This is a genomic window from Dysgonomonas sp. GY75 (genome assembly GCF_015234155.1).
GTDB classification, from domain to species: domain Bacteria; phylum Bacteroidota; class Bacteroidia; order Bacteroidales; family Dysgonomonadaceae; genus Dysgonomonas; species Dysgonomonas gadei.
On sequence record NZ_JADCLQ010000007.1, the window covers coordinates 16303 to 31660 of the forward strand.

The window sequence follows — 15358 nt, forward strand, 5'->3', positions numbered from 1 at the left end:
AAATAACTAATAGACAATGAAAAAAAACACATTACTACTTATTACTTTAATATTCATCACAAACCTTTTCGGGCAGAAAACTTATGAAACGGCTGTTCCGTTCGAACAGAAAGAATACTGGTGGGGAGGAGTTGTAGCATATGGTTCCAGGATGCCTTACCTGCAACCGATACAAGAATTTAATCTGGCTCTTCAGAATAATAATAATCAGGTAGTTCCCCTGTTCCTGTCCAGTAAAGGACGTTATATCTGGAGTGACAAACCTTTCTCTTTTGAAATAGCCGATAACACACTGAGACTAAAATCGGAATATGAACAAATAGAAGTTCAGCAAGGAGGCAAAACGTTGAAAGAAGCATACCTTTCTGCCTGCAACAAATACTACCCGCCGACAGGACTGCTTCCCGATGAGTTATTCTTTACTATGCCACAGTATAATACATGGATAGAGCTGATGTATAATCAGAATGAAAATGACATACTTAATTATGCCCGGTCGGCAATTGATCATGGCTTTCCTCCAGGAACACTTATGATAGATGATAACTGGATGAAATATTATGGTAATTTTGACTTTCGTCCCGAAAAGTTCCAGGACCCGAAAGGAATGGTAAAAAAGCTGCATGATATGGGGTTCAAAGTAATGCTTTGGATATGTCCTTTTGTCAGTGCCGATAGCCGGGAATACAGAGAGTTAGCTGCAAAAGGATACCTGATAAAGAAAAGAAATTCGCAATCACCGGCTATTATCCCTTGGTGGAACGGACAAAGTGCCTGCTATGACCTGACTAATCCCGAAGCCTTTGATTATTTTGTAAACGTATTGAAAAAGATGCAGTATGAATATGGAGTCGATGGCTTCAAGTTTGATGCGGGTGATAATTCATTCTATGATCCCCGTTATATCGACAGCTATAAAAAAGATGCAATATCGACAGATCATACACTAGCCTGGGCTAAGATCGGTCTGGAATTTCCGTTCAACGAGTACCGTGCCGGCTGGAGAATGGGCGGACAGGCTTTAGTGCAACGGCTTGGAGATAAAGGCTATTCGTGGAATGCCATACGACTGCTTATACCTGAAATGATTGCCGCAGGCCTGTTAGGATATTCATATACCTGCCCTGATATGATAGGAGGGGGATCATATGCTGCCTTCCTCAATATAAAAGACAATGAATTCGATCAAGAACTAATTGTACGTTCGGCACAAGTGCATGCCCTGATGCCTATGATGCAGTTTTCGGTTGCTCCCTGGCGTATATTAGACAAGGAACATCTGGCCATTGTACAGGATATGGCCAAACTGCATGAAAGATTCGGCGATTATATCATAAATTGTGCTAAGGAATCGGCTAAAACAGGAGAACCTATAGTAAGGCATCTGGAATATTCATTCCCTAACGAAGGTTTTGCTGAATGTAAAGACCAGTTTATGCTGGGAGAAAGATATATGGTCGCGCCTGTAGTAACAAAAGAAAATACCCGTACCATTAAATTGCCCGAAGGCAGATGGAAGGATGACAAAGGTAAACTGTACAAAGGTGGTCAGATAATCACAATGGAAATTCCGTTAAACAGACTGGTTTATTTCGAAAAATTAATTAATATATTATGAGATCCTTATTAATTGTAACCTTGATATACTTTTTTATTAATATTCAATCTGTTAATTCTCAGACAGCCCCACCTAAGCCTTACGGCGCTGTTCCCACGGGACACCAGATAAGTTGGCAAAGACTGGAATATTACATGTTCATCCATTTCGGCCCGAATACATTTACGGACGTGGAGTGGGGCAACGGGAAAGAGGACCCTAAGGTATTTAACCCTACTGATGTAGATTGCCGCCAATGGGCAGCAACAGCCAAAGCCGCAGGGATGCAAGGTATTATTATTACCGCCAAGCATCACGACGGTTTCTGCCTGTGGCCGAGTAATTACAGTACTCATACTGTCAGGGAAAGCCTCTGGCAAAACGGTAAAGGAGACATCCTGAGAGAACTGTCCGAAGCGTGTAAGGAATACGGGTTAAAATTCGGAGTATATCTTTCGCCTTGGGACCAGAATCATCCGGCTTATGGAACTCCTGAATACAATCAAATCTTTGCTAATACGTTGAACGAAGTATTATCCGGTTACGGGGAAGTATTCGAGCAATGGTTTGACGGAGCCAACGGCGAAGGACACGGAGGGAAAAAACAGGTGTACGACTGGAACATGTTCCATGAGGTCGTATACCGGAACCAGTCGCAGGCCATTGTATTTAGCGATGTAGGTCCCGGTTGCCGCTGGATGGGCAATGAAGGAGGTGTTGCCGGGGAAACCAACTGGTCTACACTGAATATAAAAGGTTTTGCTCCGGGCAAAGAGGCGCCGCCGGCAGATGTACTGAACAAGGGTGTACAGGGCGGTGAAGCCTGGGTTCCCGCCGAGACGGACGTTTCCATTCGTCCGGGCTGGTTCTATAGCCCTTCTACGGATGACAAGGTAAAATCCGTGGATAAGCTGATGGATATATACTATACTTCGGTCGGACGAAACTCGAATCTGTTGCTGAATGTCCCGCCTGACCGCAGGGGACGCATCCACCCGAATGACTCGGTAAGGCTGATAGAGTTCCGTAAAGCACGGGAGGAAGCATTCGGAGAAAATCTTATTGCCGGAACGGCAATAACAGCTAATGCTACAAGGGGAAACTCCTCCGAATATGCACCGGAAAATATGCAGGATGAAAATTACAATAGCTACTGGACAACTGATGATAACGAACCGGCTCCTTATATAGAAATCGACATAAAGAAAGATATGACATTCAACCGCCTGCTTCTGCAGGAATATATACCATTGGGCCAGCGGGTATCATCGTTTACTCTGAAGTATCAGAGAGCAAAAGACAAGAATTGGACGGAACTGACAAAGGCTACGACGATCGGTTACAAGCGTATCTTGCGTTTTCCGGCCGTAACGGCGCAGAAGCTAAGGATAGAGTTCAATGCCTCGGCCTGCCCGGTTATAAGTACCATCGGTATCTATAAATCGCCGGAACAGTTATCTATTCCTGTGATAAACAGAGATAAAGAAGGCTTTGTGTCCATTGAATGCAGGATACCCGGTCCTGTTATCTATTACACGCTGGACGGAAGTACCCCATCCGGTACATCTACGAGATATGAAGGCCCGTTTCCATTGCCGGAGGGCGGCATCGTAAAAGCTGCCGCCATAGCGGATAAAACGCGGAAAAGCGAAACCGTTAACGCCTGGTATGACATAGCACCAAAAGAATGGAAAGTTTTGTCACCGCAGGTAGCCGGTGTAGAAAAGGTAATTGACGGGACCAAGTATTCACAGGCAACTATTGATCTGGATGAAGCCTTGATTATCGACCTCGGACAAAGTTATACATTGAAAGGATTCAGTTATACGCCTCAGGCAAGAGTGCAGGCGCCCAATATATACAAATACGATTTCTATGCCAGTCTGGACTGTGTAAACTGGGTACGAATAAAAAGCGGCGGCACGTTCAGTAATATAGCCAATAATCCGGTAGAGCAGACAGTCCTGTTCGATAAACCCGAACCGGCTCGCTATATTAAGGTAAAGCCGGTGGAAAGCGTAGGAAATAAAGATGTATATACCATAGCCGAAATAGGAGTAATAACAAAGATCCGTCAAAACTATGAAAAGTGACATCCGAAAGTTTCTAATTTAATATCTAAATAAAAAATATGAAACATACCAAGCGGCTATTAGCATACGCACTACTATTTTTTGAAGTTATAGCAGTGAATGCTCAAGCCAAACCGCCTAAAGAGAATTTATTGCTATGGTACATCAAGCCTGCCACTGATTGGATGACGTCGGCGCTACCAATTGGAAACGGCCGCATCGGAGCCATGATATTCGGTGGGATAAGGCAAGAAAGGATACTGTTCAATGATAAGACACTGTGGACAGGAAGCACGTCTATAAGAGGAGCCTACCAAAGTTTCGGGGATGTTTATATTGATTTCGACAGTTTGAATATCTCGGACTACCACCGCGAACTGGATATAGAAAACGCCATAGCCCGTGTAAGCTACAAATGCGGCGGCACGCAATATACCAGGGAATATCTCGCAAGCTTCCCTGATAATGTGATCGCCATGCGCTTCTCTTCAGGCAGGAAAGGCAAGTTAAGTTTTAAAGTCTTTCTTCAGGGATCGCATAACGAGAAGACGTCAGTAAGCTCCGGCATGATGGCTCTTAACGGGAAGTTAGAACTACTTTCATATAGTGCAAAGTTATCTGTACAGCACGAAGGAGGAAGTATCCATACAGATGGTGATTACATCATTGTGACCGGAGCAAACACGGCAACAATTTATCTGACGGCAGGAACAGATTATGATCCAGGCAGCCCGGATTACCTGATTAAGAATAACTGGCAGGGAAAGATAGCGTCTGACAACGAAAAAGCCATTGCAAAAGGATTTAAGGTGATAAAAGAAGAACATATTAAAGATTACCAGTCTCTTTTTAAGCGCGTTTATCTACATGTAGGGAATACCATGCCAACGATACCAACGGATGAGCTCTTATGTAAATATGAGGCTGGCGAATACGATTCTGCACTGGAAGTATTGTATTTTCAATACGGCCGTTATCTGGAAATAGCTTGTTCGAGGCAGGGATTGAACCTGCCATCGAACCTTCAGGGATTATGGAACGGCAGCAATATGCCTCCGTGGGAAAGCGATATACATTCCAATATCAATGTGCAGATGAACTACTGGCCTGTGGAAACGACTAATCTGACCGAATGCCACATGCCTTTCATTAATTATGTATACAACGAATCGCAATTGTTGCCATCATGGACGAAAATGGCCTCCGAACTGGAATGCCGCGGCTGGGCTATAAAAACACAGAATAACATATTCGGATATTCAGACTGGATGTGGAATCGTCCGGCCAACGCATGGTATTGCATGCATGTCTGGGACAAATACTTATTTGATCCTCAAAGGAATTATTTGGAAAAAACGGCTTACCCCGTGATGAAATCAGCCTGTGAGTTCTGGCTCGACCGGTTGATTGCGGACGAGGATGGTAAACTGGTAGCCCCTAACGAATGGTCACCTGAGCACGGTCCGTGGGAAAGCGGGAATCCCTATGCCCAACAACTTATCTGGGACTTGTTCAGCAATACAATTGAAGCAGGGCAAATACTGGGAACAGACGGAGCATTTACCAATCGCCTTATGGACAAGTATAATAAGCTGGATAACGGGGTGAAGGTCGGTAGCCGTGGACAATTAAGAGAATGGAAACACCAGAACGATGATCCGGAAGACCAGCACAGGCATGTATCGCATCTGATTGGACTGTATCCCGGAAAAGCAATCTCCCCGATACTGGATAAAAAATATGCGGATGCTGCAAAAAAAACGCTTGAAACCAGGGGCGACAATGGCACAGGCTGGAGCCGTGCCTGGAAAATCGCTTGCTGGGCCCGCTTGTTCGATGGGGATCATGCCTATAAATTATTAAAATCGGCATTGCGTCAATCTACTATGACTGCCGTCAGTATGGATAATGACAAAGGCGGAGTTTACGATAACCTGCTGGATTCGCATCCGCCTTTCCAGATCGACGGTAATTTCGGGGCAACGGCCGGTATAGCCGAAATGCTTCTGCAAAGCCATCTGAAAGAATTACATCTTCTGCCGGCATTACCGGCAGAATGGCAGCAGGGAACTGTGACAGGCTTAAGGGCCAGGGGAGGCTTCGAAATCGACATAAACTGGAAAGGCAATAAACTGGCGACAGCTACAATCTTGTCTACTCATGGAAATACCTGCAGGATAAGAACCAACGTGCCGGTATCGGTAAAAGAACTGAATATAAAATCTTCTCCCGATGGAAATGGTTATCATATTTTAGTCTTTGATACAAAAGAAAACCAAAAGTACCGATTGGAAACAGATAACAAATAATTAGAGTAAATCATACCTGTCAGTACAATATACATTGAAAAAAATTAAAATCTATTAAATAAAATGAATCAATGAAGAAACAAATTTTTATCTTATTACTGGGAACATTTATGCTGTTGCCTTTATATGCCGGTAGTTTTAAAACAATGGAAAAGCCATATAATAAAAGCTTCAACATAACCCCGCTACCTCTTGAGGTTACACCTAAAGAGGGAACTTTTAAACTGGATGGGAAGGCAGTTTTTGTAGCAGGTAATAAAAACGCTGAAAAAGTAGCGGCATACTTTGCCGCAAAAATAAGAAAATCGACAGGCCATAGTCTGAGTATCCGTAAAACAAAACCGGCATCCGGTTATATAAACTTGTCTCTGGCCTCTGATATTCCTGTAAATAAGGAGGGCTACTTGTTGGATGTGACGGACAAAGGAATAGAGCTTCGGTCCAAAACACCGCAAGGATTGTTTTATGGAATGCAAACCATCATGCAATTGCTTCCTGCCGAGATAGAAAGCCCTGTACCGGTAAAGGATGATATTACATGGAATATTTCTGCCGTCAGTATAAAAGACGAACCACGCTTTAAATACCGTGGCATGCACCTTGATGTATGCCGCCATTTTGCCGATGTGGACTTTATCAAAAAGCAACTCGATATACTGGCAATGTTCAAGATAAACACATTCCACTGGCACCTGACCGAAGACCAGGGATGGCGTATCGAAATAAAGAAATATCCGAAACTGACCGAAACCGGTGCAAAGAGGATTGAAGGCGAAGGAAATGAATACGGCCCTTATTTTTATACACAGCAACAGGTCAAAGAGATCGTCGCCTATGCAAAGGAAAGGTTTATAGAGGTAATACCTGAGATAGAACTTCCGGGACATGGAGTGGCTGCTTTAGCCGCTTATCCGGAGCTGTCATGTACAGGTAAACAGATAGATGTAAGGAATATCTGGGGAGTGGCAAATGACGTATACTGCGCTGGAAATGAAGATACATTTCACTTCCTGGAAGATGTAATCGCAGAAGTAATCCCCTTATTTGAGAGTGAATATTTCCATATTGGCGGAGATGAATGCCCGAAAGGGAGATGGAAGACCTGCCCTAAATGCCAGGCGCGTATAAATGAGTTAGGGCTGATAAGTGATAAAGAGCATTCTGCCGAAGAAAGGCTGCAAAGCTATTTCGTGCAGCGTATTGAAAAGTTTTTGTTGAAGCATAATAAAAAAATGATAGGCTGGGATGAGATTCTGGAAGGCGGCCTTGCTCCGTCGGCTACAGTAATGAGCTGGCGCGGAGAGGAAGGCGGTATTGCTGCCGCGAATATGGGTCATGATGTGATAATGACCCCGGGCAATTGGTTGTACCTGGACAAATACCAAGGCGATCCGAAGCTTCTACCCGTAACTATCGGAGGTTATATGACCCTCGAAAAAGTGTATGGCTATGAGCCTGTTCCCGAGAAAATAGCAGCGGATAAGAGACATCATATACTGGGAGCCCAGGCTAATGTATGGACGGAGTATAAATACAACGGGGAAGATATGGAATACGATATCTACCCGCGTATCATAGCACTGGCTGAGTTATCGTGGACACCAAGGGAGAAAAAAGATTATAAGGATTTCGAGCGGCGGATAGAAAACCAGCGGGTACGCCTCGATATGCATGATGTCAACTATTATATTCCGCTTCCGGAACAGAAAGGAGTTCCATCTTGTAATTTTATCGCTTTAACCGATCAGGCTACACTTGAGTTTAAAACAACAGAACCTGTAAGAATGGTTTATACAACCGACGGAAGCGAACCGGCTTTGACATCGGAGATATATTCCAAACCATTAACATTTACGGAAAATACGATCCTAAAGATACGGTCTGTATTATTGTCCGGTAAAATGAGTCCGGCGCGTACAATTACAGTGGAAAAACAAAGCTATGCCCGTGCCGTGGAAATCGATGAAAACGCCAAACCCGGATTGAAAGCCGAATACTATAAAGGTTACTTCACGTCGGTAGCGGAGTTAGAAGGACAAACCCCTGAGGAAACGGAATATGTGGTTTCCCCACAAAACACAAAACACCGGGTGAACGGTTACAGGGAGTTATATCCGGAAGATTTTTACTCGACAATTATCACCGGCTACATGACCATCCCTGAAGACGGGGTTTATTATTTCAGCACGGATCATGAGTTGTGGATCGATGGTCAACTGTTAATCTCCAACGAAAAGGATAATCACGGGACAGCCCGTAAATTCTCCCGCAGCGATAAATCCATTGCTTTGGCCAAAGGGCCCCACTCTTTCAAACTAATACGGTTAGGAGCTATATTCGGAGGATTTCCTACACAATGGGAAAATGTCTATATCAGTATCCGCAAGGATGGACAGCCTGAATTTCGAAGTATGGATAAGAACTATTTCAGGTAATTGATACACAAATATCATGCAGTTTTCAGATTTGGTCTTAAAAAAATAAATAACAGATGCTTTCAAGTTAAATAGGTTGGTGTATCAGCAGGATCCTTTCAGGTTTGGTTCGCCTTTTCTGAAAGGATTCTTTATCAAAAAATTAAGAAGAGTAAAAAGAAAATCTATAAAAGAGCAAATCTATATTAAATAGCATCAACGGTTATAGAAGCCGGAAAAGAAAACAATAGAACATACCGGTTTATAAACAAAATATTAAGATTAATTTATATGACTACAAAACAAATCATTATAATATAAATGGGAGAAAGAGTCATATCAGCAGGCTTTGACCTGATAAATAATATTTAAAAGGAAAACCAAAAATAACTATACCGATGAACACGAATTTAGAAAAAATAGTCCCCCATTTTTTATTCGCCCATCCCATACTGCAAATCCGCCCTTTGGGTGAAGGGCTGATAAACGATACGTTTTTCGTTGAAACGCAGGGAAATAATCCCGACTATATCCTCCAGCGGAAGAATAAGAATATCTTCAGGGATGTGCCCGCGATGATGGATAATATTTATAAAGTAACCACGCATCTGAAGAAGATAATCTCAGAACGGGGAGGCGACCCTCTAAGGGAGGCCCTGACTGTCATACCGACGGTGGACGGCAGGCTGTTTTATAAAGATGCCGCGGGCGAATACTGGGCTGCCTGCCTGTTTATAGATAATACGGTTGCCTATGACTACGCAGATTCCCCTGAATTGGCAGCGCAGGGCGGAAGGGGAATTGGTAAGTTCCAGGCTATGCTGGCCGGTATGAAAGAACCGCTGGCCGATATATTGCCGGGCTTCCATAATATGCGTTTCCGTCTGAAACAGTGGGATGAAGTCCTCGGAAAAGATCCGGCCGGGCGCAAAGCGCAGGTCGCAGAGGAGATCGGCTGGATAGAGAGCCGCCGTAATAAGATACTGGCCTTATGGGAAAAGTTCGAATCGGGAGAAATACCCGTCAGGATCACCCATAACGATACCAAGATCAGCAATATCCTGTTCGACAGGCAAGGAGAGGTATTATGCGTTATCGACCTGGACACGGTACTCAGCAGCATGTGCCTGAATGACTATGGCGATGCCATACGCTCCTATACAAATGCCGGAAAGGAAGACGATGAAAACCTTGAAAATGTGTATATGAAGATGGATCTCTTTGAGGGCTATACCAGAGGGTACCTGTCGGAAGCATCGTCCTTCCTGACGCAGCCTGAAATCGACAACCTGGCCTTCTCCGCCCTGTATATTACCTTCGAGCAGGTACTTCGTTTCCTGATGGATTACATCGACGGGGATAATTATTACAAGGTTAAGCATGAGACGCATAACCTGGTACGGACCCGGGCACAGTATAAGCTATTGCTGTCTATGGAGGAAAACTATGATGGGATGCGCTCGGTCATCGGCAGGATTGTCAATGGGATGAAGTAAGGATAAATAAATAAAATAGGGCAACCGCACGAGGTTTAATCTTTTTAAAGAAGTTTATCTATAAGATATAGTCCTTAGTTATTAGTTATTAGCTATTAGCTATTTGAAATACTGAACAGGCTCTCTGGTCCCCGCAGGGGGAAAGTAAAATAAAGAGTGAAAAACTAAAAAGTAGCATGTGTAAAAAGCTGAAAAAAGTGTTACATGTGTTACTTTTTAACAGTTACGAGTAACTTTATTTTGTATCACGCAAAGGTGCAAAGACACAGAAGTTTTACAAGTTAAAAGTGTTGACTGATAACCGATATATCTGTTACCTTTGTTACTTTTTAACTATATATGGTTAAGGAAAGTAAATTTATAACTGCGGTTTCCGCACATTTAACCCTGGAGATAAGAGGAAAAATCCTCCTGATAATAAAAACATAAAAAGTTATAAAAAATGAAGAAGATATTATTTTTATTACTCGCCCAGAGTGTTTTTATTAATTTCCCTAAGTTGCCTGCAGTAAAAGCTGAAGGTGAAGATGAAAACCCACAATGTGTGAATTGAAATTCTCGAAAAAATAATCAAAATCTTTAATAGACAAATGAAGAAACTGTTATTGTATGTATTGCTTATAGCCAGCCCGTTGCAACTAAACGCCGGAATAAAGGCTAACGGTATCAGGCATGTCGTCGTTATCGGCTGTGATGGTTTCGGCGGATATGCCTATGGAAAAGTAAATATGCCCAACCTTAGAAAACTGGCAGTAACCGGCGCATGGACAACCAAAGCCAGGTCAGTGCTGCCATCGTCGAGCGCTGTCAATTGGGCTTCTATTTTAATGGGAGCTGGGATAGAAAAGGAAACCGTGATAATGGTTGTTGCAGGCCATGGAGGCATACAGAAAGGTCATGGGGGAAAATCTTTGCAGGAAGTGGAAACACCGTTTGTTATATACGGATCGGGCATAAAGAAAGGTTATGAGATAAAAGGGGTCGTCATTGACTACGATTATATCCCAACGATAGCGAAAATACTCGGATTGGAATGTCCACAAGCCTGGAGAGGAGTGCCTGTGGGCGAAGTATTTGACATATGAAATCAAGTATGGCTTATCCTAATTTTTAGCTTGGCGCATAAAAAAACACTTATTTTCAATCTTCTTTTGAAAGGGCAGAATATTAATAAAAATTTATCTTATGCTGAAAACACAAGTCTCTATGGCTGCTTTTGCAGACACCAAACCACATTATGACATACTCGACGGATTGCGCGGAATAGCTGCTATCACAGTTGTATGTTTCCATATATTCGAAGCTTTTGCGACCAGCCATTTAGATCAACGCATCAATCATGGTTATTTAGCAGTCGATTTCTTCTTTATACTGTCCGGATTTGTTGTAGGTTATGCCTATGACGATGGTTGGGGGAAAATGAAAATAAAAGACTTCATCAAACGCAGGATTATACGCCTGCATCCGATGGTTGTGATGGGGGCTATCATAGGAGCTATCATGTTCTATACTCAGGGTTGCTCCGTATGGGATGTATCAATAGTACCTGTCATGGTTTTGTTTATTGCTACATTCCTTAACATGTTATTGTTCCCAGTTACTACAGGAACCGAAATCCGGGGTGTGGGGGAAATGTTTCCTTTGAATGGGCCAAGTTGGTCTCTCTTCTTTGAGTATATCGCTAATATTCTCTATGCCTTGTTCATCCGCAAACTTTCTACCACAGCTCTTACTGTATTAGTTTTTGTTGCCGGATGCGGCCTGGCATCATTTGCCATATTTGGCCCGTTAGGTGATTTATGTGTCGGATTTTCACTGACCGGGACAGAATTTACCGGAGGATTCTTGAGGTTGTTATTTTCTTTTTCTGCCGGATTGCTTCTATCCCGTATTTTCAAGCCTGCTAAGGTAAAGGGAGCTTTCTGGATATGTAGTCTGTCTGTCGTTGCCCTTTTGGCTGTACCACGCATAGGTGGAGCCGAATATTTATGGATGAATGGAATGTATGACACGATGTGTTGTATCGTGATTTTTCCGCTTCTTGTCTATCTCGGGGCCTCAGGAAAAAGTACCGATAAGTATATGACCCGGATATGCAAGTTCTTAGGAGATATTTCTTATCCTTTGTATATGGTACATTACCCTTTCATTTACCTGTATTATGCCTGGGTAAAGAATAATAATCTCACATTTCAGGAATCATCTCCCGGTGCAGCAGCAGTTGTTATAGGAAGCATTATTTTAGCTTATATATGTTTGAAGTTTTATGATGTACCGGTACGGAAATACTTGACAAACCGATTTTTAAAGCAAAAAGACAATAGGTAACTTTATTCTGTTGAAGCCTTCGGTGCCCCTTCTCACCACTAAGGATTAAAGTTATCTACCTTTGCATCAAAAAGAAAAATTATATGCGAAAGTAGACACTGGAATTCTTCTAATCCATATACAACCGTTCAGGATTTACATAAACAGCTGGAAGCAGCTATTGCCAAGTTCTTCGGCATGGAAGATTCGATCTTGTATGCAGTCTGCTTCGACGCTAATGGCGGCGTATTCGAACCGTTGTTGAGCGATCGGGATGCCATTATTTCCGATTCATTGAATCATGCCTCCATAATAGATGGCGTACGCCTCTGTAAAGCTGTCCGTTACCGTTATGCAAATGCGGATATGGAAGATTTGGAGAAACAGTTGAAACTGGCACAGTCGCAACGTTTCCGGCTGATAGTGACAGATGGTGTATTCTCTATGGACGGCAATGTGGCCCCGATGGATAAGATATACGAACTGGCACAGAAATACGATGCCATGATAATGATAGACGAATCACATTCAGCGGGTGTAGTCGGTAAAACCGGCCGTGGAACTACCGAATTGTTTAATCTGCGTGGTAAAGTTGAGATCATTACAGGTACATTAGGAAAATCGTTTTGGGGAGCTATCAGCGGATTTACAACAGGTAAAAAAGAGATAATAGACATGCTTCGCCAGCGTTCACGCCCTTATCTGTTCTTTCTTTTATGGATAGTAAAAATTGAAATATTTTAAATGCATCAGAATGAAATATAAGAAACCTTTGCACCGTAAGATATACATGGAAGAAAGTCAATGTATCAACTGTGGTAAGTATTCGGTGAACACCCTTTTGTAATGGCGCAAAGATTTCAGTGGATCCGTTTTGCGATATCATCATATCTGGAGCAAAAATCTCTCATGACGTGATTGCTGGCGAACCCAAGCAGCATGGCTTGCAAGGCCTGTTACAGGGCTTAAAGAACTATTTGGTGGGTCCATATCCCTGCTACAGGGTTTTGAGGCAGGTTTATACGGCTAGCCGTCCGGCAGCTAATAAGTTGTCCGGTAATAGCTCCGCCAGATCCTTCGAGTAGTCATCATCGTATTGACGTATGTGGTCAAGGAAGTAGATCAGCCATGTGCGGAAGGCCGCTCCGGCCGCTTTGCAGCATCCCATAAAGGAATAGATAACAGCGGCGTCTTCCGCGGCGTCATCGTTACCGCAGAAAAGATAATTTTTCCCAACGCGATCGGACGCACAGAGTTCTCAACAGCATTATCAAACCTTTTGGATAATTTAGCCGAATCTGCCGTGCATCCCGTTGCTGTCGGCAGGCACGCCTATATGTTCTGCGGCAACCACCTTGCCGCTGAGCACGCGGCGATCATGTATACCCTACTGGGTTGCTGCCGACAAGCGGATGTAAACCCGCGGGAATGGCTTATAGACATCCTGGAAAAACTGCCATACTTTCTGAGGGATGAGAAAGACCTGAAAGAACTACTACCCAAGAACTGGAGCATAGAATAAAGAATGCGCATACCACGAATAGGAAGGCCGGAGCAAAATCTCCGGCCTCTTTTTTGTATACCCCACCTCTGACTGGCTCATTTTACTCCCGCAACACGTACTTCTCGGTAGACTTACTGATAATCAATACTTATGGAACATCTTTTTTGCATCGTACTGATACAAACATGCTATACATCAGCTTACTTCTTCGAACTTTACTATTGTTTGAGAAAAAATTACGGGTATACATTTCTGGAGTTCCGTAACCCGCAGAATTTGCTAACGAACTTGAAACTAAATTACCTTCGGAACCAAAGTTTAGAGTATTAACAGGGTTTGTCGTAATTCTGCCGGCCAGGATCACATAAAAACCACCTTTTGTAGAGGGCTTACTTTTTAAAGTATTTCCTGAAACAGATGTCTGACAAGGGGCTATCATAGCCAGGTTATGCCCATTCGACGAATCTGATCCTCTAAACCAGGCCGGAGGATATGGCGCTTGGGTTTCCCAGCCGGAATTCCATGTTGCTGGGGAGAATGGAGTATCTGTCGGAATATAACTACTGTATGTTTCACGTTTGTTATATATTTCCTTTTCAAGCTCATTCCATTCACGGTCGCTGGGAATATGCCATCCATTGGGACAGATACCTTGTACCTTTCCGGCGCCGATAGATTCAACTTCATCAGGTCCAGGGGTTTCACTCTCTTCCTGACCTTGGTCTATAGTATATAGTTTATGGCCTCCTAATGCAGCATAACCGTTATACATTAAACCAAGCGGTTCATAGTCTTTCACCCATTTGTCGTCCATACCATCTCCTCCGTCGGGCATAGGATATAACCACATAGGTTCATCCACGGTGAAGTCTAAACTTGGAGATGCGGGAAGAGGGGTTCCGTCCGCATATTTCCGGGCACGTAGATTATAAAGCATCCATCGACCCGCATCGCCAAAATCTCCGGAATAAAATTGATTCCCATCCTGATCTGCATGCACCTGGACACCTGAGGCTAAAGAAGATGTTTGATCAGATAGGGATTCCCATCTTAGTCCATTCCATACATAAGCGCCTGTACCGTCAGCAGTAACGGTGTTGAGACAGTTGTTTACATTATAAACCACCATTCCTGCATGTGCCTTATCATAATTATCTTTTTTATCTCCCACATTATTTATATAACCAGTATCGGCCGAGAACATCGGATATAAATTTCTCCAATCGGTAAGATTAACACGTGGGAGCAGCAGGCCTTTTGTTGAATTAGCCCCTCCGTTGGTTGAATTTTCCTGTTTTAAATCCAGCAAAGCTCCCGCGGAGGGAGGTATGCCCGAACCGATTGTGACCTGGGCGAGTATAGTCTGTGTAAAAGAGAATACCCCCAGCAACAGCAGCATTCTGGATATTGTCCGTACACATCGTGTTTGTTTAAAGTTTGCTAGTTTCATGTCGTTTAATTCTGTTTAGTTTATAACTTTGTTTTGTATATCCAAAGGATTATTGTAAATCATTGCATTATTTCATCTAAAAACATCAATACCCTCCAAGTTCCGTGCCGGCTGCTTTCACAAGTGGCGGACAGGAATAAGCAAGTATGAGACAAATAGAAGACAAACTAATATTAAAAATTATAAGCAATATCTCCCTGGCGGGTACT

9 protein-coding genes and 2 pseudogenes are annotated in these 15358 nt (G+C 43.1%); 9 read left to right on the forward strand and 2 right to left on the reverse strand.

The window, feature by feature from the left end; translation table 11 throughout:
* Nucleotides 1–16 precede the first annotated feature (16 nt).
* The 8 genes and pseudogenes from IR083_RS04220 to IR083_RS04255 all read left to right on the forward strand — a co-directional run.
* A complete protein-coding gene (locus IR083_RS04220; protein WP_194223377.1) occupies nt 17–1618 on the forward strand; it encodes a glycoside hydrolase family 31 protein in 1602 nt (533 codons plus the stop codon).
* A complete protein-coding gene (locus IR083_RS04225; protein WP_194223378.1) occupies nt 1615–3690 on the forward strand; it encodes an alpha-L-fucosidase in 2076 nt (691 codons plus the stop codon). The genes IR083_RS04220 and IR083_RS04225 overlap by 4 nt, the downstream gene beginning before the upstream one ends.
* Nucleotides 3691–3728: 38 nt before the next feature.
* The gene (locus IR083_RS04230; protein WP_194223379.1) at nt 3729–5978 is read left to right on the forward strand and encodes a glycosyl hydrolase family 95 catalytic domain-containing protein; all 2250 of its coding nucleotides are present in this window, start codon (nt 3729–3731) and stop codon (nt 5976–5978) included.
* A gap of 71 nt (nt 5979–6049) precedes the next feature.
* On the forward strand, nt 6050–8413 hold the full coding sequence (locus tag IR083_RS04235; RefSeq protein WP_194223380.1) for a family 20 glycosylhydrolase: 2364 nt from the start codon (nt 6050–6052) through the stop codon (nt 8411–8413).
* Nucleotides 8414–8790: 377 nt separating this feature from the next.
* Nucleotides 8791–9888, forward strand: coding sequence for a phosphotransferase enzyme family protein (locus IR083_RS04240; RefSeq protein ID WP_194223381.1), 1098 nt, complete (start codon nt 8791–8793; stop codon nt 9886–9888).
* 590 nt (nt 9889–10478) lie between these two features.
* Nucleotides 10479–10973, forward strand: a complete 495-nt coding sequence (locus IR083_RS04245) for an alkaline phosphatase family protein (RefSeq protein WP_194223382.1) — start codon at nt 10479–10481, stop codon at nt 10971–10973.
* A gap of 100 nt (nt 10974–11073) precedes the next feature.
* On the forward strand, nt 11074–12216 hold the full coding sequence (locus tag IR083_RS04250) for an acyltransferase family protein (RefSeq protein WP_194223383.1): 1143 nt from the start codon (nt 11074–11076) through the stop codon (nt 12214–12216).
* A 129-nt stretch (nt 12217–12345) separates the two neighbouring features.
* A pseudogene (locus tag IR083_RS04255) lies at nt 12346–12903 on the forward strand (aminotransferase class I/II-fold pyridoxal phosphate-dependent enzyme); the annotation flags it as partial.
* Between the two features lie 310 nt (nt 12904–13213).
* Here IR083_RS04255 and IR083_RS04260 read toward each other — a convergent pair.
* Nucleotides 13214–13467 (reverse strand): annotated as a pseudogene (locus IR083_RS04260) (IS66 family transposase); the annotation flags it as partial.
* Nucleotides 13468–13573: 106 nt separating this feature from the next.
* Here IR083_RS04260 and IR083_RS04265 point away from each other — a divergent pair.
* Nucleotides 13574–13717: a transposase domain-containing protein gene (locus IR083_RS04265; RefSeq protein ID WP_194223384.1), complete on the forward strand. Its 144-nt coding sequence runs from the start codon at nt 13574–13576 to the stop codon at nt 13715–13717.
* A gap of 130 nt (nt 13718–13847) precedes the next feature.
* Here the strand turns inward: IR083_RS04265 and IR083_RS04270 are convergent, their stop codons facing one another.
* Nucleotides 13848–15149, reverse strand: a complete 1302-nt coding sequence (locus IR083_RS04270) for an FISUMP domain-containing protein (RefSeq protein WP_194223385.1) — start codon at nt 15147–15149, stop codon at nt 13848–13850.
* Between the last annotated feature and the right edge of the window lie 209 nt (nt 15150–15358).

What these genes read in the sequence shown, in the direction of transcription:
- IR083_RS04220 (WP_194223377.1), top strand. Translation starts at nt 17, where the DNA reads ATGAAAAAAAACACATTACTACTTATTACTTTAATATTCATCACAAAC.
- IR083_RS04225 (WP_194223378.1), top strand. Translation starts at nt 1,615, where the DNA reads ATGAGATCCTTATTAATTGTAACCTTGATATACTTTTTTATTAATATT.
- IR083_RS04230 (WP_194223379.1), top strand. Translation starts at nt 3,729, where the DNA reads ATGAAACATACCAAGCGGCTATTAGCATACGCACTACTATTTTTTGAA.
- IR083_RS04235 (WP_194223380.1), top strand. Translation starts at nt 6,050, where the DNA reads ATGAAGAAACAAATTTTTATCTTATTACTGGGAACATTTATGCTGTTG.
- IR083_RS04240 (WP_194223381.1), top strand. Translation starts at nt 8,791, where the DNA reads ATGAACACGAATTTAGAAAAAATAGTCCCCCATTTTTTATTCGCCCAT.
- IR083_RS04245 (WP_194223382.1), top strand. Translation starts at nt 10,479, where the DNA reads ATGAAGAAACTGTTATTGTATGTATTGCTTATAGCCAGCCCGTTGCAA.
- IR083_RS04250 (WP_194223383.1), top strand. Translation starts at nt 11,074, where the DNA reads ATGCTGAAAACACAAGTCTCTATGGCTGCTTTTGCAGACACCAAACCA.
- IR083_RS04265 (WP_194223384.1), top strand. Translation starts at nt 13,574, where the DNA reads ATGTATACCCTACTGGGTTGCTGCCGACAAGCGGATGTAAACCCGCGG.
- IR083_RS04270 (WP_194223385.1), bottom strand. Translation starts at nt 15,149, where the DNA reads ATGAAACTAGCAAACTTTAAACAAACACGATGTGTACGGACAATATCC.